14 protein-coding genes are annotated in these 16,927 nt (G+C 57.3%); 10 read left to right on the forward strand and 4 right to left on the reverse strand.

The window, feature by feature from the left end:
- Positions 1 to 2: 2 nt before the first annotated feature.
- Together BXY66_RS13875 and BXY66_RS13880 are read right to left on the reverse strand one after the other, a co-directional pair.
- Positions 3 to 1,904, reverse strand: a complete 1,902-nt coding sequence (locus BXY66_RS13875; RefSeq protein ID WP_132860911.1) for an ABC transporter substrate-binding protein — start codon at positions 1,902 to 1,904, stop codon at positions 3 to 5.
- Positions 1,897 to 3,675, reverse strand: a complete 1,779-nt coding sequence (locus tag BXY66_RS13880; RefSeq protein WP_132861087.1) for an ABC transporter ATP-binding protein — start codon at positions 3,673 to 3,675, stop codon at positions 1,897 to 1,899. Before BXY66_RS13880 ends, BXY66_RS13875 begins: the two co-directional genes overlap by 8 nt.
- 445 nt (positions 3,676 to 4,120) lie before the next feature.
- Between BXY66_RS13880 and BXY66_RS13885 the strand changes: the two genes are divergently transcribed.
- The 10 genes from BXY66_RS13885 to BXY66_RS13930 all read left to right on the forward strand — a co-directional run bounded on the left by BXY66_RS13885 (position 4,121) and on the right by BXY66_RS13930 (position 14,466).
- Positions 4,121 to 5,347, forward strand: a complete 1,227-nt coding sequence (locus tag BXY66_RS13885) for an aminotransferase class I/II-fold pyridoxal phosphate-dependent enzyme (RefSeq protein ID WP_132860912.1) — start codon at positions 4,121 to 4,123, stop codon at positions 5,345 to 5,347.
- Positions 5,348 to 5,382: 35 nt separating this feature from the next.
- Positions 5,383 to 5,982, forward strand: coding sequence for a DUF4833 domain-containing protein (locus tag BXY66_RS13890; protein ID WP_165929187.1), 600 nt, complete (start codon positions 5,383 to 5,385; stop codon positions 5,980 to 5,982).
- Between the two features lie 8 nt (positions 5,983 to 5,990).
- The gene (locus BXY66_RS13895) at positions 5,991 to 7,094 is read left to right on the forward strand and encodes an inositol-3-phosphate synthase (protein WP_132860915.1); all 1,104 of its coding nucleotides are present in this window, start codon (positions 5,991 to 5,993) and stop codon (positions 7,092 to 7,094) included.
- Positions 7,095 to 7,096: 2 nt separating this feature from the next.
- Complete coding sequence (locus tag BXY66_RS13900; RefSeq protein ID WP_132860916.1) at positions 7,097 to 7,897, forward strand: SDR family oxidoreductase; 801 nt, start codon at positions 7,097 to 7,099, stop codon at positions 7,895 to 7,897.
- Positions 7,894 to 8,784: a phosphatidate cytidylyltransferase gene (locus tag BXY66_RS13905; protein ID WP_165929188.1), complete on the forward strand. Its 891-nt coding sequence runs from the start codon at positions 7,894 to 7,896 to the stop codon at positions 8,782 to 8,784. Before BXY66_RS13900 ends, BXY66_RS13905 begins: the two co-directional genes overlap by 4 nt.
- 40 nt (positions 8,785 to 8,824) lie before the next feature.
- Positions 8,825 to 9,952 (forward strand): LptF/LptG family permease, encoded by a 1,128-nt coding sequence (locus BXY66_RS13910; RefSeq protein WP_132860919.1) that lies wholly within the window; start codon positions 8,825 to 8,827, stop codon positions 9,950 to 9,952.
- Positions 9,949 to 11,094 (forward strand): LptF/LptG family permease, encoded by a 1,146-nt coding sequence (locus tag BXY66_RS13915; RefSeq protein ID WP_132860921.1) that lies wholly within the window; start codon positions 9,949 to 9,951, stop codon positions 11,092 to 11,094. The genes BXY66_RS13910 and BXY66_RS13915 overlap by 4 nt, the downstream gene beginning before the upstream one ends.
- A complete protein-coding gene (locus BXY66_RS13920; protein ID WP_132860923.1) occupies positions 11,091 to 12,209 on the forward strand; it encodes a glycosyltransferase family 4 protein in 1,119 nt (372 codons plus the stop codon). Before BXY66_RS13915 ends, BXY66_RS13920 begins: the two co-directional genes overlap by 4 nt.
- An 86-nt stretch (positions 12,210 to 12,295) precedes the next feature.
- The gene (locus BXY66_RS13925; RefSeq protein WP_132860924.1) at positions 12,296 to 13,840 is read left to right on the forward strand and encodes a xylulokinase; all 1,545 of its coding nucleotides are present in this window, start codon (positions 12,296 to 12,298) and stop codon (positions 13,838 to 13,840) included.
- Positions 13,837 to 14,466, forward strand: a complete 630-nt coding sequence (locus tag BXY66_RS13930; RefSeq protein WP_132860925.1) for a CDP-alcohol phosphatidyltransferase family protein — start codon at positions 13,837 to 13,839, stop codon at positions 14,464 to 14,466. The genes BXY66_RS13925 and BXY66_RS13930 overlap by 4 nt, the downstream gene beginning before the upstream one ends.
- On the opposite strand, the gene BXY66_RS13935 is transcribed toward BXY66_RS13930, so the two are convergent.
- Together BXY66_RS13935 and BXY66_RS13940 are read right to left on the reverse strand one after the other, a co-directional pair.
- Entirely contained in the window at positions 14,433 to 15,209 is a 777-nt protein-coding gene (locus tag BXY66_RS13935; protein ID WP_132860926.1) for a Frag1/DRAM/Sfk1 family protein, read from the reverse strand. The two genes, BXY66_RS13930 and BXY66_RS13935, sit on opposite strands and share 34 nt — an antisense overlap.
- The gene (locus BXY66_RS13940) at positions 15,206 to 16,921 is read right to left on the reverse strand and encodes a cyclic peptide export ABC transporter (RefSeq protein ID WP_132860927.1); all 1,716 of its coding nucleotides are present in this window, start codon (positions 16,919 to 16,921) and stop codon (positions 15,206 to 15,208) included. Before BXY66_RS13940 ends, BXY66_RS13935 begins: the two co-directional genes overlap by 4 nt.
- Positions 16,922 to 16,927 lie beyond the last annotated feature (6 nt).

Below are 16,927 nucleotides of genomic sequence, written 5' to 3' on the forward strand. Positions count from 1 at the left end.
TCCTATTCTGCAAAGAAAAATTCATCGACGCGATAGACGCCAAAATGGGCTCCGGGCGACCATGCCCAAATCGCTTTCTCCGGCACATTGCGCAGGCGGTTGGACACCACCACAGGCTGCGGAGCGCCGTTCAAAACACCAATCGCGAAAACATTTTCGGCATGGATATTGATCATCTGCTGCCAGATCACAGCCCGATCAATAGTGGAATAGGCCTGAGACCATTCGTTGGCCAGGTCGTTCAACTGAACCGCTGCCTCCATATCAGGAGGCTCGCCAGCATCACCACTGGTCTGATGGTACTGCCCCCACTTCGGCCAAGCAAAGAACTCTTGCTGCCAAGGTGCGACGTAGGCCGGTGAAGTATAGGACTGAGGCAAGCCGTTGTCCCAACCAAACCAAACTGCCGCCATGCTTTCACCTGAGTAAACACGGTTGCGCAGAATGTCGCGCTCCAGCGGACGCATCAGAAGTTTGATACCAAGGTCTTTCCAGTTGTCGGTTATGATCTGAAGTGCGTTTTCGACTTCTTGCCGCTCACCGGCTGTCTCGACAACTATCCACATCGGGCGCCCGTCCGGCAAAAGCCGCGTACCTTCCTTGTCACGCTCCGTCAGGCCCATTTCGTCGAGCAATGCGTTGGCCTGATCCACGTCGTACGTCGCCCAGGCCTTGAAGTTTTCTTCGCGGTAAAACGGGCTGGCAGACAAAACAGTCATGCCGCCTTCTTTGGCCAGACCGAAATACAGACCCTTGTTGATGATTTTGCGGTTGATGCCGAGTGACAAAGCCCGACGGAACCGAACATCGCGCATGGTCTCGCGCCAAAGATCATCATTGTAATTGAGGTTCGGATAAATCGCGATTTGAGATGCGGTACCGTTGCCCCAAAGATAGGTTGTGTATTTACCTGAATTTTCGCCCTTCTTCAGAATCGCTGTGTCTTTGAAATCAAGCCCTCGCGCCTGAAGATCCACCTCGCCGGCATTGGCTTTGGCCGCAACCAGACCCGGTGCCACGACCTGCATCTCCACCACGTCGATATAAGGCAGCTGCACACCGTTCGGATCTATGCGGTGGTAGTAGGGATTTCGCACAAACAGGAACCGGCTTTTGCCATCCTTGGTCGCCAACATCCACGGCTGCAAAGTCGGCAAATCGGGATTGTCGAACTTGTACATATTGTCAGACCGGTTGTGCAGTGCCGCCCAACTGCGCACACGCGCCTCGTACAAGCGTTCGCTCAGATCTTCTTCGTTCGCGTAATCCGCATGCAGCGGTTTCAGGAAATGGGCGGGACGATAGATGAACGGAGGGCGCGCCTCGGCCAGTTTCTGAAGGAACTGCGGATTGGGCTTGTGCCATTCATAAATGATGGTGTGCTCGTCCGGAAAAGTAACTGTCGGCAACTCTCCCTCAACCCGCATAAAATCAATCGGGCCCGCGGGCGACAGCAGCTCGTTGTTGGCCACGTCTTCCCACCAGTAGCGGAAATCCTCGGAGGTAAACGGATGGCCATCGGACCACTTGTGTCCCGGGCGAAGGCGCATTGTGAACTTGATATCGTTTTCGTTCTCAAGACTCTCCAGAATGTCGGGTACAATCTCGTAGCGCTCATTGTAACCAACCAATCGCGCATACCCGTAGACCACCATCTGACGAACGTCCTTGGCCCGCGTGACCATCGTCCGCATCGTGCCACCTGCCTTGCCCAACTCGCGGCCACGCAGTTCCAGATCAGGCACCAATGGGACGCTAGGAAGGCGTTCTGTGACGGGTGGCAGATTTCCGGACTTCACCTCTTCCATCCAGAATTCGCCTTCAATCGGCTCGACAGCATGAACCATAGCCGCCAGCATTCCAAAGGCAGCGCAAGAAACGGCAAACAGGGTCTTCTTAAACATAACAACGCACCTTGTGGTTGGGGCCGGTCTGGGTCAGCGGCGGAGCGTCCTGACCATTGAAGCGGAAAGCCTCGGGCCAGCTTGACGGCTCCCCCGCTCCCTGCGACACGATATTGAGGTCGATAGGCCTGTTGATATCCGGCTCTGGCTGCGCTGCGATCAGCGCCTTGGTATAAGGGTGTTGCGGATCATGGAACAACACCTCAGGCGGACCTTGTTCGACAACAAGTCCTGACCGCATCACCGCAACATCATCTGCAATGCGCGCCACAACTGCGAGGTCGTGACTGATAAACAGATAACTCAGGTTCAAACGGTCACGAATGTCTTCTAGCAGTTGCAAAACCTGCTCTTGAACCGACACATCCAACGCGGACGTCGGCTCGTCACACACAAGGAAAGTCGGCCCCAACATCAGGGCCCGCGCAATCGACAACCGCTGACGCTGACCGCCCGAGAAGGCATGGGGATACCGCGTCAGCATGTTTTCACTCAGCCCGACCCAGCGCAGCATTTCCGCCGCCCGCTCAATCCGGTCCTGGCTAGAACCGACACCGTGAATATCCATTGGTTCCACCAACGCATCCTTGACCCGCATCCGCGGGTTCAGCGTCGAGTAGGGATCCTGAAAAACCATCTGCGCCTTACGCTGAAAGGCAAGGCGTCCAGCCTTGTCCAGGTCCTGCAAATTGACCGCGTCAGCGCCGGGTTCTGCGCGGAACAGAATGGACGAACCGGTGTCAGCCACCTCGGCGCCCAGCGCCATTTGCGCCGTCGTTGTCTTACCGGACCCGCTTTCGCCCACAACTGCGAGCGTTTTGCCGCGTTCGACACCAAAGTTCACCCCGCGCACGGCAGGAATTACGGTCTTCGGTTTCCATGCAGACCCACCCTTGAGCACGTAGGTTTTGCTCACCTCGCGCATCTCAAGAATATAGTCTCGGTCTTCTTCCCGCTTCTGTTCTGGAATGGCCTCGGGGATCTCAGGCGCGGCCGCCATAAGGTCGCGCGTGTACCCATGTTTGGGATCGTTCAAAATCAACGGAGCCGGTCCCGCTTCCATCACGCGCCCGCGGTTCATAACGACAACGCTGTCGGCCATATTCGCCACAACGCCAAGATCATGCGTCACCAGCACAACAGCCATACCGTATTCGGCTTGAAGATCCTTGATCAGGCCCAGAACCTGCGCCTGCGTGGTGACATCCAGCGCAGTTGTCGGCTCATCCGCAATCAGGATATCCGGCCGGCCAACCATGGCCATCGCAATCATCGCCCGCTGGCGCATCCCGCCAGACAGTTCAAACGGGTAGCTGTCATAAACCCGCTCGGCATCTTTGAACCCGACACGCTCGAACATCGCCAGAACACGCGACTTACGTTCGGCCTTGCTAATGTTCTTGTGCAACCGCAGCACTTCCGAGACCTGATTTCCGATCCTGTGCAACGGCGACAGAGACCGCATCGGTTCCTGGAAAATCATGGAAATACGTTCACCACGCACGCCGCACATCTTGCGCTCGCTCAGCGACATCAAATCCACATCGGGTTTGCCATTGCGGCCTGCCAATGTGATCTTGCCCGATCGCATCTGCGCCGCAGCCGGTAAAATACGCAAAGCTGACCGGCAACTCAGTGTTTTTCCCGAGCCGCTTTCGCCCACAAGCGCCAGAGTTTTACCGGCGTTCACCGAAAAACTGACATCGTTCACCACCGGTGCGGCATCGCCAAAACCGATCGTCAGATTCTCCACAGTCAAAAGTGCCGTCACGCCAGTCTTCCCTCGCCGCATTTTCGCGGTCTCTCCCCGTACGTCCTTTTGGACGCTTGTCGGAGTGAACATGATTAATCGTTTTGCCGCAAGCGTCTCGCGCTGCTCTGGATCACGTTTGCATGACGCTTTGACGAAACACGCGCAGGAAATTCACATCGAAACACGTTCAAGACGATTAAGAAGGCCGTTTCACCCGCCAGTCAAAGAACCGACCGTCCCAAAGGCGTCTACAAAAGACACGAATGATCGCCGGATTCGGCCAAACATCGGCTTTTCCCGCAAAAATCGCCCTGAAATCATACTTCAAGCGGCAATTCTCTAGACCCAAAATGCGTTACCCGTCATATTGTTTCTGCATGAAAGACCAGCACCCGTTTTCGGAAAGCCCTGAATTCAACTGTTTAAGGCCCTGTTTTTGGCCGCTCCGCGGACGGAGAATTTGATGACCACAAAAGAGAACAGTTTTCTCAATTACGCAGATCGGCGGTTCCGGCTCAGCGGGAAAGCCTTGATCGAAGACGGCCACCCATACTTCGTGCCCACCGACGCTCTCGAGGCCCGCTCAGACGAGTGGAAGGACGGCTATCTTTCTATGTCGCACTACGATTATCTTGGTCTTGCCCATCATCCGGCTCTCACCTCTGCAGCAAAAAAGGCTATTGACGTTCATGGCACAGGCGCTGGTGCGTCCCGACTTGTCGGCGGTGAACGGTTGGCACATCAGGAATTCGAACGCAGCATGGCGGACTTTCTTGGTGTCGGCGCGACGTTGTCGGTAATATCGGGATACCTGACAAATGTTTCGGTGATCCAACTCCTGCTTGGCCCCAAGGATCTTGTGATTGTCGACGAACTTGCTCACAACTCGATCATGGTCGGTGCCAAAAGCGTCAAATCTGACCTTTTGACTTACGCACACAACAATCTGGATGACCTGGAACGCATTCTCAACGAGAAGCGAGAGCAATACAGTCGCGTCCTGATCTGCACCGAAGGTCTTTTCTCGATGGACGGGGATATCACAGACCTACCCCGTCTTCTTGAGATCAAGGAACGCACCGATTGTTGGCTTTTGCTCGACGAAGCTCACTCCTACGGAGTGCTCGGCCCGACCGGACGCGGGTCGTGCGAACATTTCGGAATCGATCCCAGCCGCATCGAGGTGGCCATAGGCACTCTCTCAAAAAGCTTTGCTTCGTCGGGCGGTTTCATCGCTGCCAACGCCGAGGTGATCGAATGGATGCGGTTTTGTCTGCCCGGATTCGTATATTCAGTGGGCCTGTCGCCCGCGACCGTGGCGTCAGCCCACGCTGCGCTCGCCACACTTAGGTCGGAACCTGACAGAGTAACCCGCCTGCGCGGAAATTCTCGCCGCTTCCTGCGCCGTGCCCGCGAGGCCGGACTCAACACCGGCACTGCGGTCGGCGAGGCCGTTGTACCCATCCTTTTTGAGACGCCCGAAGACTGCGTATTTGTCGCCGAAACGCTCATGCAACAAGGGATCTATGCACCGCCAGTAATTCACATCGGTGTTCCCAAAGACCTGCCGCGCATCCGGTTTTTTATCAGCGAAACACACACCGAAGCCGATATAGACCGAGTCATTGCCGCGGTCGCTGACGCCTCTGCCTCCGCCGCCGCAATGCGCAACAGGATCAGCGCAGAATAGCTATGTGGCCCCGCAGGCGACGCATTCTCCAAGCTTTGGCCGCAATTGTCGTGCTGGCTGTTGCACTGCCGATAATACCCCCGGCCGCGCACGCCAAACCGCGCCTGACTTTGGTTTCAAGCACGCCGAGCGTCACTCTTCCGGTTGCCGAAAACAAGTTCCGGCATCCCGCTGATCTCCATCAGGTATTCTTTTTGCAGCGCACCACCAACGCCAACACAATCGTTTATGTGGCTCAGTTTGACGAAAACGGCACATTGGACAGCAGCCAACCGATTGTCGGCTACTGGCGCCGTTTCGCCGGGGCAGGCCACATTATGGAGTTTCGCTGGTACGAACGGGTTTTCGGCTTTGGCGCCAGAACGCGTTTGCTCTCCGCACGAGAAGGCTACGAAGTGCGCTTTAACGGAATTCGGGACCAGAAACTGATTTTACGACAGGAAGGTCCATTCCAGGCAGCTCTCTACAAGCAGCAAAATGGTCAGGACTTCAAAATGATCTATGGTTTCTTGGATATTGACGACTCGGGCCTATTGCCAAAAGTCACGCGATTGCGCCTATATACCTCCGACCCGAACACGGGTCGGTACATGACACACACGATTGCCGTATCCGGTGGAGCTTTCCGCGAATGACTACTGAAATGACCACCTCTCCTATCCGCACCGTGATCGTGGGTGTCGGCAATTGTGCGAGTTCACTCATTCAGGGCGTTTCCTATTGCCGAGCCGTCGGCGAAGCCGCCGTGGGAGTCAGTTTCCCTGACTTGGCAGGGTATGCTCCTGCCGACGTGGAACTGGTTGCCGGGTTTGACGTGGACAGTCGCAAGGTCGGCCTCACTCTGGGCGAGGCTGCATTCGCGGCCCCGAATTGCACCGAACGCTTTCATACCGACGTCGCAGATCAGACCGCACCGGTCCTTCGTGGCCCCGATCTTGACGGGGTCGCAGCTCATATGTTGTCAAAACCCGAAGATCGCAGCTTCCGACTGTCTTCCGAACCAGCTCTCGGCAAAGACGAAATCGTCTCGAAGCTGCGTGAACTGCAAGCCCAGGTCATGATCATCTTTTTGCCTGTCGGATCGCAAAAGGCGGTCGAGTTCTACGTCGAGTGCGCGCTTGAGGCAGGTGTCGCCGTCGTGAACGGTATTCCGGTCTTTATCGCCTCGCATCCTGTATGGGCCGAAAAGTTCACTGCCGCGGGGGTTCCTATTCTCGGAGACGACTTCAAGGCCCAGTTCGGCGCCACGATCGTCCACCGTACGATTACCAATCTGGCAGAAATGCGTGGCGTTGAGATTGATCGGACCTACCAACTCAACGTGGGCGGCAACACCGATTTCCTGAATATGACGGAACATGACCGCCTCGCAAACAAACGCGAAAGCAAAACCGAAGCCGTGCAGGCCGTGATGGAAGAACGGCTCGATGACAACGACATTCGTATCGGCCCCTCGGATTACGTTCCTTGGCTGAACGACCGCAAAGTGGCCTATGTGCGTCTTGAGGGCCGCTTGTTTGGCGGGGCACGCACCAACATCGAAATCCGTCTCGATGTCGAAGATAGCCCCAACGCAGCGGCCGAAGCGCTGGTCGCAATCCGGCTCGCCCGGATTGCTCTGGACCGGAACATGTCCGGCCCGATCGCAGACGCCAGCGCGTTTCTTTTCAAACACCCACCCGAGCAAATTGAAGACACCGACGCCCATGACGTCATTCTGAAGTTTGTGAACGGGGAACAGGGCTAAAGATGCCGGGGCCGGCCTTTGTCACCGGTGGGTCAAGCGGCATCGGTCTTGCTGTCGCCATGCAACTTGCCGCCAAAGGTCACGACATCGCCATTTTCGCCCGTGATCCGAACAAGCTTGCCGCCGCTCGGGAAACTATTCTGGCGCAATCGCCTTCTGTCTCCGTGCACGAGTTTCAGGTGGACGTCTCCAATCGTACGGAGATCACCGCCGCAGTAAATGAAGCTGTTCAATCCATGGGAGCACCAGACTATGCCGTGGCTTCCGCAGGCATCGCAGAACCCGGCCTGTTCCGCGACCAACCCTTGGCGACGCATGAAAGCCACATGCAGGTGAACTATTTTGGCGCGCTCTATTTCGCACACGCCCTTCAAGGTCCGATGCGCGAAAACGGCGGCGGCAAATTGGCCTTTCTCTCTTCGGTCGCAGCCTTTTTTGGCATTTATGGATATTCCGCCTATGCCCCGACCAAATTCGCCCTGTCCGGACTAGGGGAGGTCCTGCATCTTGAGCTGGCAGAAGCCGGTATCTCAGTCACCGTGATGCATCCTTCCGACACGGATACACCGCAGCTGGCTGCCGAAAAGGCCACCAAACCGGCGGCCACCGCCGAAATCGGTGAAGGCGGCGGTCTCTTTCAGCCCGAAGTGGTCGCTGCCTGCCTCATCAAGGCGATGGACAAAAACAAGCCATGGGTTTCCACCGGCAAAGCGATGACCCTGCTCGGCGCTTTTTCAAGCATTCTGAAGCCAATTTTACGCCGGCATCAGCGCCGCATCATCAAAAAGCATCGCCCCGAATGACGCCACTTCTAGTGACAGACATGGCGCGTATCGCCGTTATCCTGATTGCCGCAGGCTACGGCCTTTTGGGCGTGCTCAGCCTCGTACCTGCCACCCGCGCGACGGGCATCGATATCCTGAAGGTTTTCTTCAGTGCAACGCTGATCGCCTGTGTTCTTGTTGGCCTTTTCCTGCTGGGGCCAGTCGCTCTTGTGCCAGCCTTCGCACTAACAGCCCTGCGCATCGGTTTTGAAAGTGCCGCTGTCCGGATGCCCGACGGGCCAGCGCCGCTTCTGATCGGCATCCTATGCGCGGGCCTGACTGTCGCCACGACACTTGACTGGCGCATGGCGCTGGCCACTCTGGGCATATGGTTTCTGCTGCTCGCGCGCCTGATCCTGCTGCCAAACGCTTCCAACCCGCGCACTTCCAAATCCATTCTCGATCTACTGGTATTCCCAATCCTGCCGCTTGGACTTCTGGCTTACGGTGCGATCCAGCCAAACCTCGCCGGCCTGATGCTTGCGACATACATTCTTGTTGAAGTCTTCGACAGTCTTGCGCTGGTCAGCGGGCGGTTGTTCGGACGCACGCCAGCTTTCCCGTCGCTTAGCCCGAAGAAAACCATAGGTGGTCTGATCGGCGGGTCAGTGTGCCTGATGCTTCTCGCGATTTTCGCTGCTGGCCCATTGGGGCAACCCGTCTGGCTTTCTGTCGTTGTTGCCTTTCTAACCGGTATTTTTGCCATTGCCGGCGATCTGGCTGCATCGCGCCTCAAACGCATTGGCGGCGTCAAGGATTTCCCGGTCGTACTCAACCGTCAGGGCGGGCTCTTGGACAGCCTCGATAGTTGGATTGCCGCAGGTGCTGGCCTGACTGCTTGCCAGCTTTTGTGGTGGCCTTGGTGACTCCCTTGCCAGCGCGGCCCACCACTGGGAATATCCGTGCATGAGCGTCTTTCGCCCCTTTTTGCGTCAACCGGTCCTACGCATCCTTGGCTGGCCGATCCTTTGGCGGCTCCTGCTGATCGTCGGGGTGGTCGAGGCTATTTTTCTTGCCGAGGAGTTTACCGGTTTGATGCAACTCGCGTTGCGCAATGACGGGCCACTGTCGGTGATTGGCAAAATGCTGATCTTCCGAATTCCCGAAATCTTTGACCTCGCACTGGCATTCGGCCTCTTGATCGCCGTCTACTTCGCTGTAGGCGAAGCGAGGGACAACGGCGAACTGGTGGTGCTCGCAACCGCAGGAATTCCTTGGTGGCGGGTTGTTACCCTTGTCAGCGCAATTGGCCTTGGTGGGGGTGTTTTGGGATTGCTCAATGCGGGCTACCTTTTGCCGCTATCCAATTTTGCCGAGCGCGTCACAGTCGCGGAATTGCGCAAGGATTACGTGCTGAACAAGATACAGACACCCGGTGACAAAGTGGCGATCCAAACCATCAAGGACACCACCTTCATCGCCAGTCCACCAGACGAAGCCGGTCAGGGAAAAAACGGAAATCTGTTTGTTTATCAGAGGAATGTTGGTGGTGTCTGGCGTGCGGCATCTTCCCGTAACTGGCAGGTTTCAGGTCAGGACAACGACCGTCACATCATCCTGCTCGAAGAACTTGTCGCGCATGACGTCGCGTTGAACAGCACTGTCGAACCACCCCCAATGAACCGCTATGCCGTCAAGGCCGCAGACTTCAACTTTTCCATGTCTGAGGTTGCTCCAGATGTCGACCGCACACCTTTGCAGGCGGAAAAATTGCTGACTTTCCATCGGGACGAAACGCCCCGCATCGCAAACATTGCCGCCCGCGCTCTGATGGTGCCACTGGCCGGGCTCCTTGCGTTGGCTGCACTGGTTGCGGGCCGAACCACTTTGCGTCGGATCGTGGCGTTGCCGCTCGCAGCAGTGGTGATGCTGTCGGTGGATGTTGTTGCCAAGGCCATTGTCGTGAGTTGGGCCAGCTTGCTGCCACCGGGACTTGTCGCAGCGAATGCGCTGTTTTTCTATCTGGCTCCGCCGCTGATCTATCTGGGGCTGCGCAAAGAAGCCCTTATGAAACCAGCAGGTCGCACAGAATGATGTTGCAGGCTTATACTGGAACAGCGGTGCGCATGATTATGCGCTCCTATCTTCAAAGCGTTGGTTTTGTCATGTTTGCTCTGCTGGTAATCGCTCTGTCGATAGACCTGACAAAGACACTCGAGAGCCTGCGAGCCAAAGCTGAAACCTCCGGAACACCACTTTGGCAAATCCTATTGCCCTATATGTCATATCGCGCTGCCGACATCCTGACACGCCTGCTTGGCACGGCCTGCGTGATCGGTGGCTTCGTGGCAGCGCTTTTGCGCCATCTCCGCCGTGAAGACGATGTTTTGGCGGCTGCAGGCATGTCGCCGCGATTTCACTTCACGGCTTTGCTTGCCGTTGCCGCCATTGCAGGTGCGGTTCAATTCAGCTTTCAAAACTGGGTGCGCCCGGCTGCGGTGCAGGCCCAAATTGACGCACAACTCGGCCGTTATGGCCAATGGTTTGGTGAAGCATCACTCTCCGGAAAATGGATTGTCGGAGATAATATGGCGATCCGCGCCACCGTAATGCGCGGCAAAGAAGGACAGCTTCTTGATCTCAAGATTTTTGACGGTCTGGCAGCTCCCTCTCTCACCCGGATCATTGCGGCGGACTCGGCAGTACCGTCACCGGGGCAAAACCAATGGCTGTTAAAAAACGTCACCGTCTGGTCGCAAGAAACCGCTTTTGCGCCCTCGCAGTCCAAAGAGCTTATTATCCAACTGCCGACAAATGCAGCGCAAATTGGGTGGTTTGACATTCACGGCTTTTACTTGCCCAACGCAATCGCGCGACGAATTGCGGAACTTGAAGATACACCCGCGGCCAGTGATGCGGCCACGACACTGGCTTTCCGAAAAGCATCCCTAATTCTTCCGGGTGTACTGATCTTTCTGGGCGCGTCTCTGGCTCAAGCCGGTATCAGCGGCCGGCGTCTGAATCCGCCTCGTCTCTTTGCGCTCGCCGCCATTGGTTATCTCACAGTTGTCATTGTTAAATCTTTTTGGATTCTAGGGATTAACGGCAAGATTGCGCCACAACTTGCCGCAACTCTGCCTTTGGCGATTGCCTTTGGCATTGCCTGCCTCATACAACTGCGCCAATCGGGCTATTTGGTCCGTCCGAAGCTTCCTTCGCAAAGGCACAGCCCGTGAAAATCGTACAGCTGACACCGTATGCCATGGACCGCCCGGGGGGTGTTCAAAGCCACATACGAGACCTGTCTCGCTGGTTGCGCTCCCAAGGTCATGACGTGCGTATTGTGGCGCCTCCCGGCACAGGCCAATTGGCAAATATCGGCAACGTGGTGGAGCTTGGCCGCGTCCGCCAAATCGCCGTCCACGGCACCAAATTCGAGCTCACACGCGCCAGTCGGGCCGACTTGCAAACCTGCGTCGCCGAGCTCCGCTCATGGGGCGCCGAGGTTGCGCATCTACACACACCGTGGACACCAATGCTGCCGTTTCAGGTCTGGCGTGCTCTCGGCATCCCCGGTGTCGCAACGTTCCATGCCACGCTTCCCGAAACTAGCGGATTTGATCCGCTCGCATGGACGCTCAAACGTTCCGCCCATTGGTTCAATCGGCGTCTCAAGGGCATTGTCGTGCCTTCGAAAGCGCCGCAGAACCAGTGGCGCGACAACAACGTTCATCCCGTGCCAGAAGTTTTGGCCCCAACGGTTGACCTCTCCGCATGGCGGGATGCCCGCAAAGCCAGCATTCCCTCCGGTGATTTCAATGTCGTGTGTATGGGCAGGTTGGAAGAACGCAAAGGAACGGCAACCCTACTACGGGCGTGGCGCGACGTGGAAACCAACAGACCAAGCGCGCGGCTGATCATCGCCGGAGACGGGCCGCGCAAAGATGACTTGTTGCACCTGGCACGTGTCCTCAATTTGACGACCGTCGATTTCGTTGATCCTCCGTCCGACGAAATCGCCCGCCGCATGATCGCCGACGCGGATGTCTTTGCCGCGCCCGCACGGCACGGCGAAAGCTTTGGGCTTGTTCTGATCGAGGCGATGGCCGCCGGGACCCTTCCAGTCGCAGCAGCCAATCCGGGATATGCCACAGTTATGACCGGACCGGGCGCCGACCTGTTGGTCCCCCCCGGCGACCCTGACGCGTTGGCCCAAAAGCTCTTGGAACTGGCGGCGCAGCCAGCTTTGCAAAATCGCCTTCTTCGGTGGGCCAAGGGTCACGCAGACCACTTCGACGTTCGTCATCTCGGGCCGTCTTACCTGTCCTTTTTTCGCGCCGCGCTGACTTAACCGAAGGTTGCCAAACGCCGGTCCGCCATGTCAGATCAAGTGGACCGTCAAGAAGCGGCAAAAAGACTTTAAGGGACAGGGCATTGATGCAGGGTGATCTCGTCATCTCGGCAGATTTTGGCACCTCCGGCGTCAAGGTTGGCGTGGTGGATGGCGAACTGAACATCGTCGCCCGCGTGACCGAGCCCTACCCGCTTTCTCTCGCTCCAGGTGGGATTGCCGAACAGAACCCGGATGATTGGTGGTCCGGCCTGACCCGTGCAATCACAGATCTTCGCAAGCAAATTCCGGATTTACGAGACCGCGCCTCGGTGCTGGTCTTTTCGGCTCAGTTGTGTGGCCTGATCTGCGCCGACGAAAAGGGAGAGGCGCTGCGTCCCTGCATGACTTGGCTCGACAAGCGGGCGAGCCCACTTGCACAGGAACTGATTGGCGGTTTTCCACAAGTACACGGCTATCAACTGTTCAAGCTGATGCGCTGGCTTCGGCTTGCGAATGGTGCGCCAGCAAAAAACGGAATGGATGCCGCGTCCAAAATCCTGTGGATGCAGCGCAATGCTCCCGACGTCATGGCCCGCACACGATGGCTGGTCGACGCCAAGGACTGGCTGGTCCACCGCGCAACAGGTGTAATGACCACCAGTCCGGAAAGCGCGAACCTGTCGTGGATGATGGACAGTCGCCCGGGCCGGGAGAACTGGTCACCCCAACTCGCAGCCATGATCGGTGCTCCCCTCGACAAGCTCGCACCGATTGTCACCGCAGACACGGTGGTCGAAACCCTAACGCCACAAGCGGCAGCCGAACTCGGACTTAATCCCAAAACCCAGGTGCTCGCGGGCACATCTGACGTCACAGCGGCGGCGCTTGGCTCAGGCGAAGTAGAAGACGGTGCGCTCCACATCTCACTTGCGACGTCCGCCTGGATTGCGGGTTTCTTTCCGGATCGTCGCCTCAGCGTCCCGAACTCCTACGCCACGGTGACTTCGGGTCTGGACATGCGGCCGCTGCTGATCGCCAGTCAGGAAAACGCCGGTTCTGCGCTGGACTGGGCCGCGGCAATCACTGGTAGCACGCAATCCCGTGTAGAAGCCTTTTCCGATCTCGGCACCGCCTTGTCCGACGATCCCTTTTTCCTGCCGTGGCTCGCGGGCGAACGCGTTCCGGTCGACAACGACGCGCTGCGGGGCACCTTTTTCGGACTGTCCCTTCACCACAACGCGCAAACCGTGCGCCGTGCGGCGGTCGAGGGCATCGCATTGAACCTGAAATGGGCCATGACAAAGGTGGAGCGCGAAAAGAGTTTGCTCAGAAACGGCGCACTTACGTTGGTGGGCGGCGTCGCCGCAAGCCCGCAGGTTGCACAGATGCTGGCGGACGCGCTTAACCGCGACATTCGCGTCGGCGAGGCCCGCCATGCCGGCATGCTCGGCACAGCCACACTCGCGGCCGCGACCATGGGCTGGGCGGACAACCCGGCACAGGCCGCCGCGCGGCTGCGCGGCCACACGACCGCGCACTACACGCCTAACCCGGCCCGCGTCGAAGCGCTCGACACACGTGCGAGACACTTGGACAAGCTACGCCGAACCGCCGTGCGCAGCTATATGAACTCAGGAATCCAGACATGATTGACGGTCTTCTAAAGGACAAGATCGACCCGATTTGGGAGGCGCTTTCCACGCCTCTTGTAAAAGCGGGCCTGACCCCCAATCAGGTCACGGCAACAGGTCTCGTGCTGATTGTCGTCGTATCTCTCGGATATCTTTGGCACGGCTCACCCGCAGTCTATGGTCTGACCCTTGTCGTAGCCTTCGCCTTTGATGCATTGGACGGTGCCGTTGCACGCCGCACGGGGCAGAGCTCGAAGTCGGGCGGCTATTTCGATGCCATAGTCGACCGCTATCAGGAACTTGCTGTACTGGTTGTGCTGGCGCTGGCACACAATCTCTGGCCCTTGGCGCTCGCTTGCTTTTCCGGCTCGGTCCTTACGTCCTATGCAAAGGCGCGCACGGCGATCGAAATGCCCGTATCCAACACCGATTGGCCGGATTTCTTCGAACGTATGGAAAGAGTTATCTATCTGTGCGCGATGCTTTTGCTCGCCGGACTTCTGGGGGATTGGGTCATTACAGTTGGCATGGCCGGGTTTGCGGCTTTGGCTCACGCCACTGCCCTGCAACGCGCGCGCCGGGCCTATGACATTCTTAAGAAGGCCGACGCTCAGGCGAGGGCATCCGACGACCCCCAAACGTAGCGCACCACTGTTGCGATGCAATCCGGCGCAAAGCTCAAAACATAAATCAGAAACGAACTCAAAAGCACCGGTTCCGTGGAAACATAGACCGTGAAAAGCGGCCCGTTCAAAACCCCAAGCTCCACATCCTTGAGCACAAAGCAGACCAGATAAATCACAGCTAGCGCCACCGGCACCCATACGTAAATCCGCCTTACCCGAGCCATCCACGGCAGGACAATCCGCCCGTCAGCCGGCAGTTTGGCATAGGCGTTCGACAAAATCTGGCCAACAAATACAACGGCCGCCTGGCTGAAGAAAAACAGATAACTGCCAGCCATATGCCCGAAATGGTGATCTGGAAACCGGAAGTGACTGAGCATCACCATCCCGACTGATGCCAACGCCTGCAAGATGACGAGCCCAACGCTGACTCGGAAAAACCAACGCAAGGTGGCCTCAGTCTGGGCTCCGTTCCGGCGCAACTCGTGCAAACCGGACCAAACCAGCAGCAGGACGCCGACTAGCAGCACAGGGGCGCAAATCGCCATCCACTCGGCAAAAGGCTCGCCGATACGCGGATCGGAAATTGCCCGGCTGATGGTCGGCGATTGGTGCGCCACCCTGTCTGGATTGGATGCGATAAAGTCCCAGCGCGCCGTATAAATCAACGCGTTGACAACCCAGACCACAAAAGAGGTGCAGACGACCGAGATCAGCAGCCCAACCGTTGCCACGCCATTTGGCCGCTGTCCGCTGCTCACGCCTGTTCCACCCGAGTTGCGGCCATGCGTTCGTCTGACACGATTTGCCCACCCGCCATTTTGATAAGCCTGTCACATTTGTGGAACTGGTGATCATCATGAGTCACCGCCAAAACCAACCGACCTGACCCGCTCAATTCCGGCACCAGCACATCATAGAAAAATGCGCGGTTCGCCGGATCCTGATCCGCTGCAAATTCGTCTAACACGATAATTGGTCGCTGCTCTGCCAGCGCAACCGCCAGCGCCAGTCGTCTGCTTTGACCTGCTGAAAGAGACGTGCTTGAGAACTTGTCATCCAGCATGCTGACTCGTCCACGAAGGTCTAGCCGGTCAATATGCTCTTCCAACGCGGCAAGCTCCTGATCGGAAAAGCCATAAGCACGTTCAAACAGGTGAAAGCCGGAAAAAACGCCTGAAAACAGCTCGCGATAGGCACCCGTCGTTTGTTTGGTCAACGGATGTCCATCAAGCTGCACGTCGCCGCGTGTCGGATTGCGCAACCCCGTGATCAGCGACAACAATGTCGTCTTGCCTGAACCGTTCCCGCCACATACAAAAACCGTTTCGCCCGGATGAAAAGTCAGGTTCACGGGTCCTAAATCAAACGGCTCCGCATCCGCTGCGTCTGCATCTCCCAATCGCGCTTCGACGTTCACCAACGCGATTTCCGAGAAGCTGCGTTTGACGTCTGTGCTGTCGACCATTGCCTGACTTTGGGCGCCGGCCAAAGCACGATCCACCGTCAGAATGCGAAAATAGGCTGTCTCCGATTGGCTCAGAGCAGGCAATGCATTGAACAGCGTTTCAATCGGTGTGTTGACCAGAAAGATGATGGTCAGAACCTGAAAAAGAACGGTGGCATCCGCATTCCTCAACGCAGGAAGCGCGATCACGACAAAGCAGAGCAAGAGAATGATCGCCGCCTGCCCAACTCCCGCACTTGCCGCAAACAAACGTTGGGCATGCATCCGGGCACCGACGTGATCATCAATCAAACCGAGCGTCTCCGCTTCAAGTGCATCCCGGCGCGCCCGACGCAACCGCAACTCCTTCCAGCCTCCCAACATGTCACCAACGCGGTCACAATACTCTGCAAAAAGCCGTGCGGCCTCATGCCCCCATTTACGCGCAGGCCGATCCAAAAGAACAAACCCGGTCACTCCGATCATGACCGCCACCAGTGCTGCCGTGCCGGATTCCGGCGACACGTAGAACAAGTAGGGCAACGCAAACGCCAAAACGATAAATGCGCCGACGATTTCTACGATCGCCACCACCGTTGAGGACAAGCCATTCACCTCACCGGTCATCGCCGAGTAAACCTGTCCGTGTTTTTGCGACAACAGAAAATCGATGTTGGCTCGCAGCAACTGCTTGGACATCCGCTCCCGAAGTTGCCGCGCCACCGAAGTCACCAAAAGGAAGGCCCGCATGCGCTGATAGTATGCAGCAGTGAGCATGGTGAGCGCGCAGATCAGCAAAAGCGATACAGGCCAGGTAGACAGACCACCCCCCATGCGCGCGGTCTCATTGATTGAGAAAATGAGGCCGGACCGCGCGAAACTTGCAATCAGGGTCAAAGCGACAATCGGATCGCGCATCATGCCGCTGCTGGTGGCCAGAAACCGGATCACGATCCAGCGTCGTTGCACCATCGCCTTCAGACTGCCATCACTCGGGTCCGGTATATCCTTGAATTCGATGGTCATTCGCCT

This window comes from Shimia isoporae (assembly GCF_004346865.1).
GTDB lineage: Bacteria > Pseudomonadota > Alphaproteobacteria > Rhodobacterales > Rhodobacteraceae > Shimia > Shimia isoporae.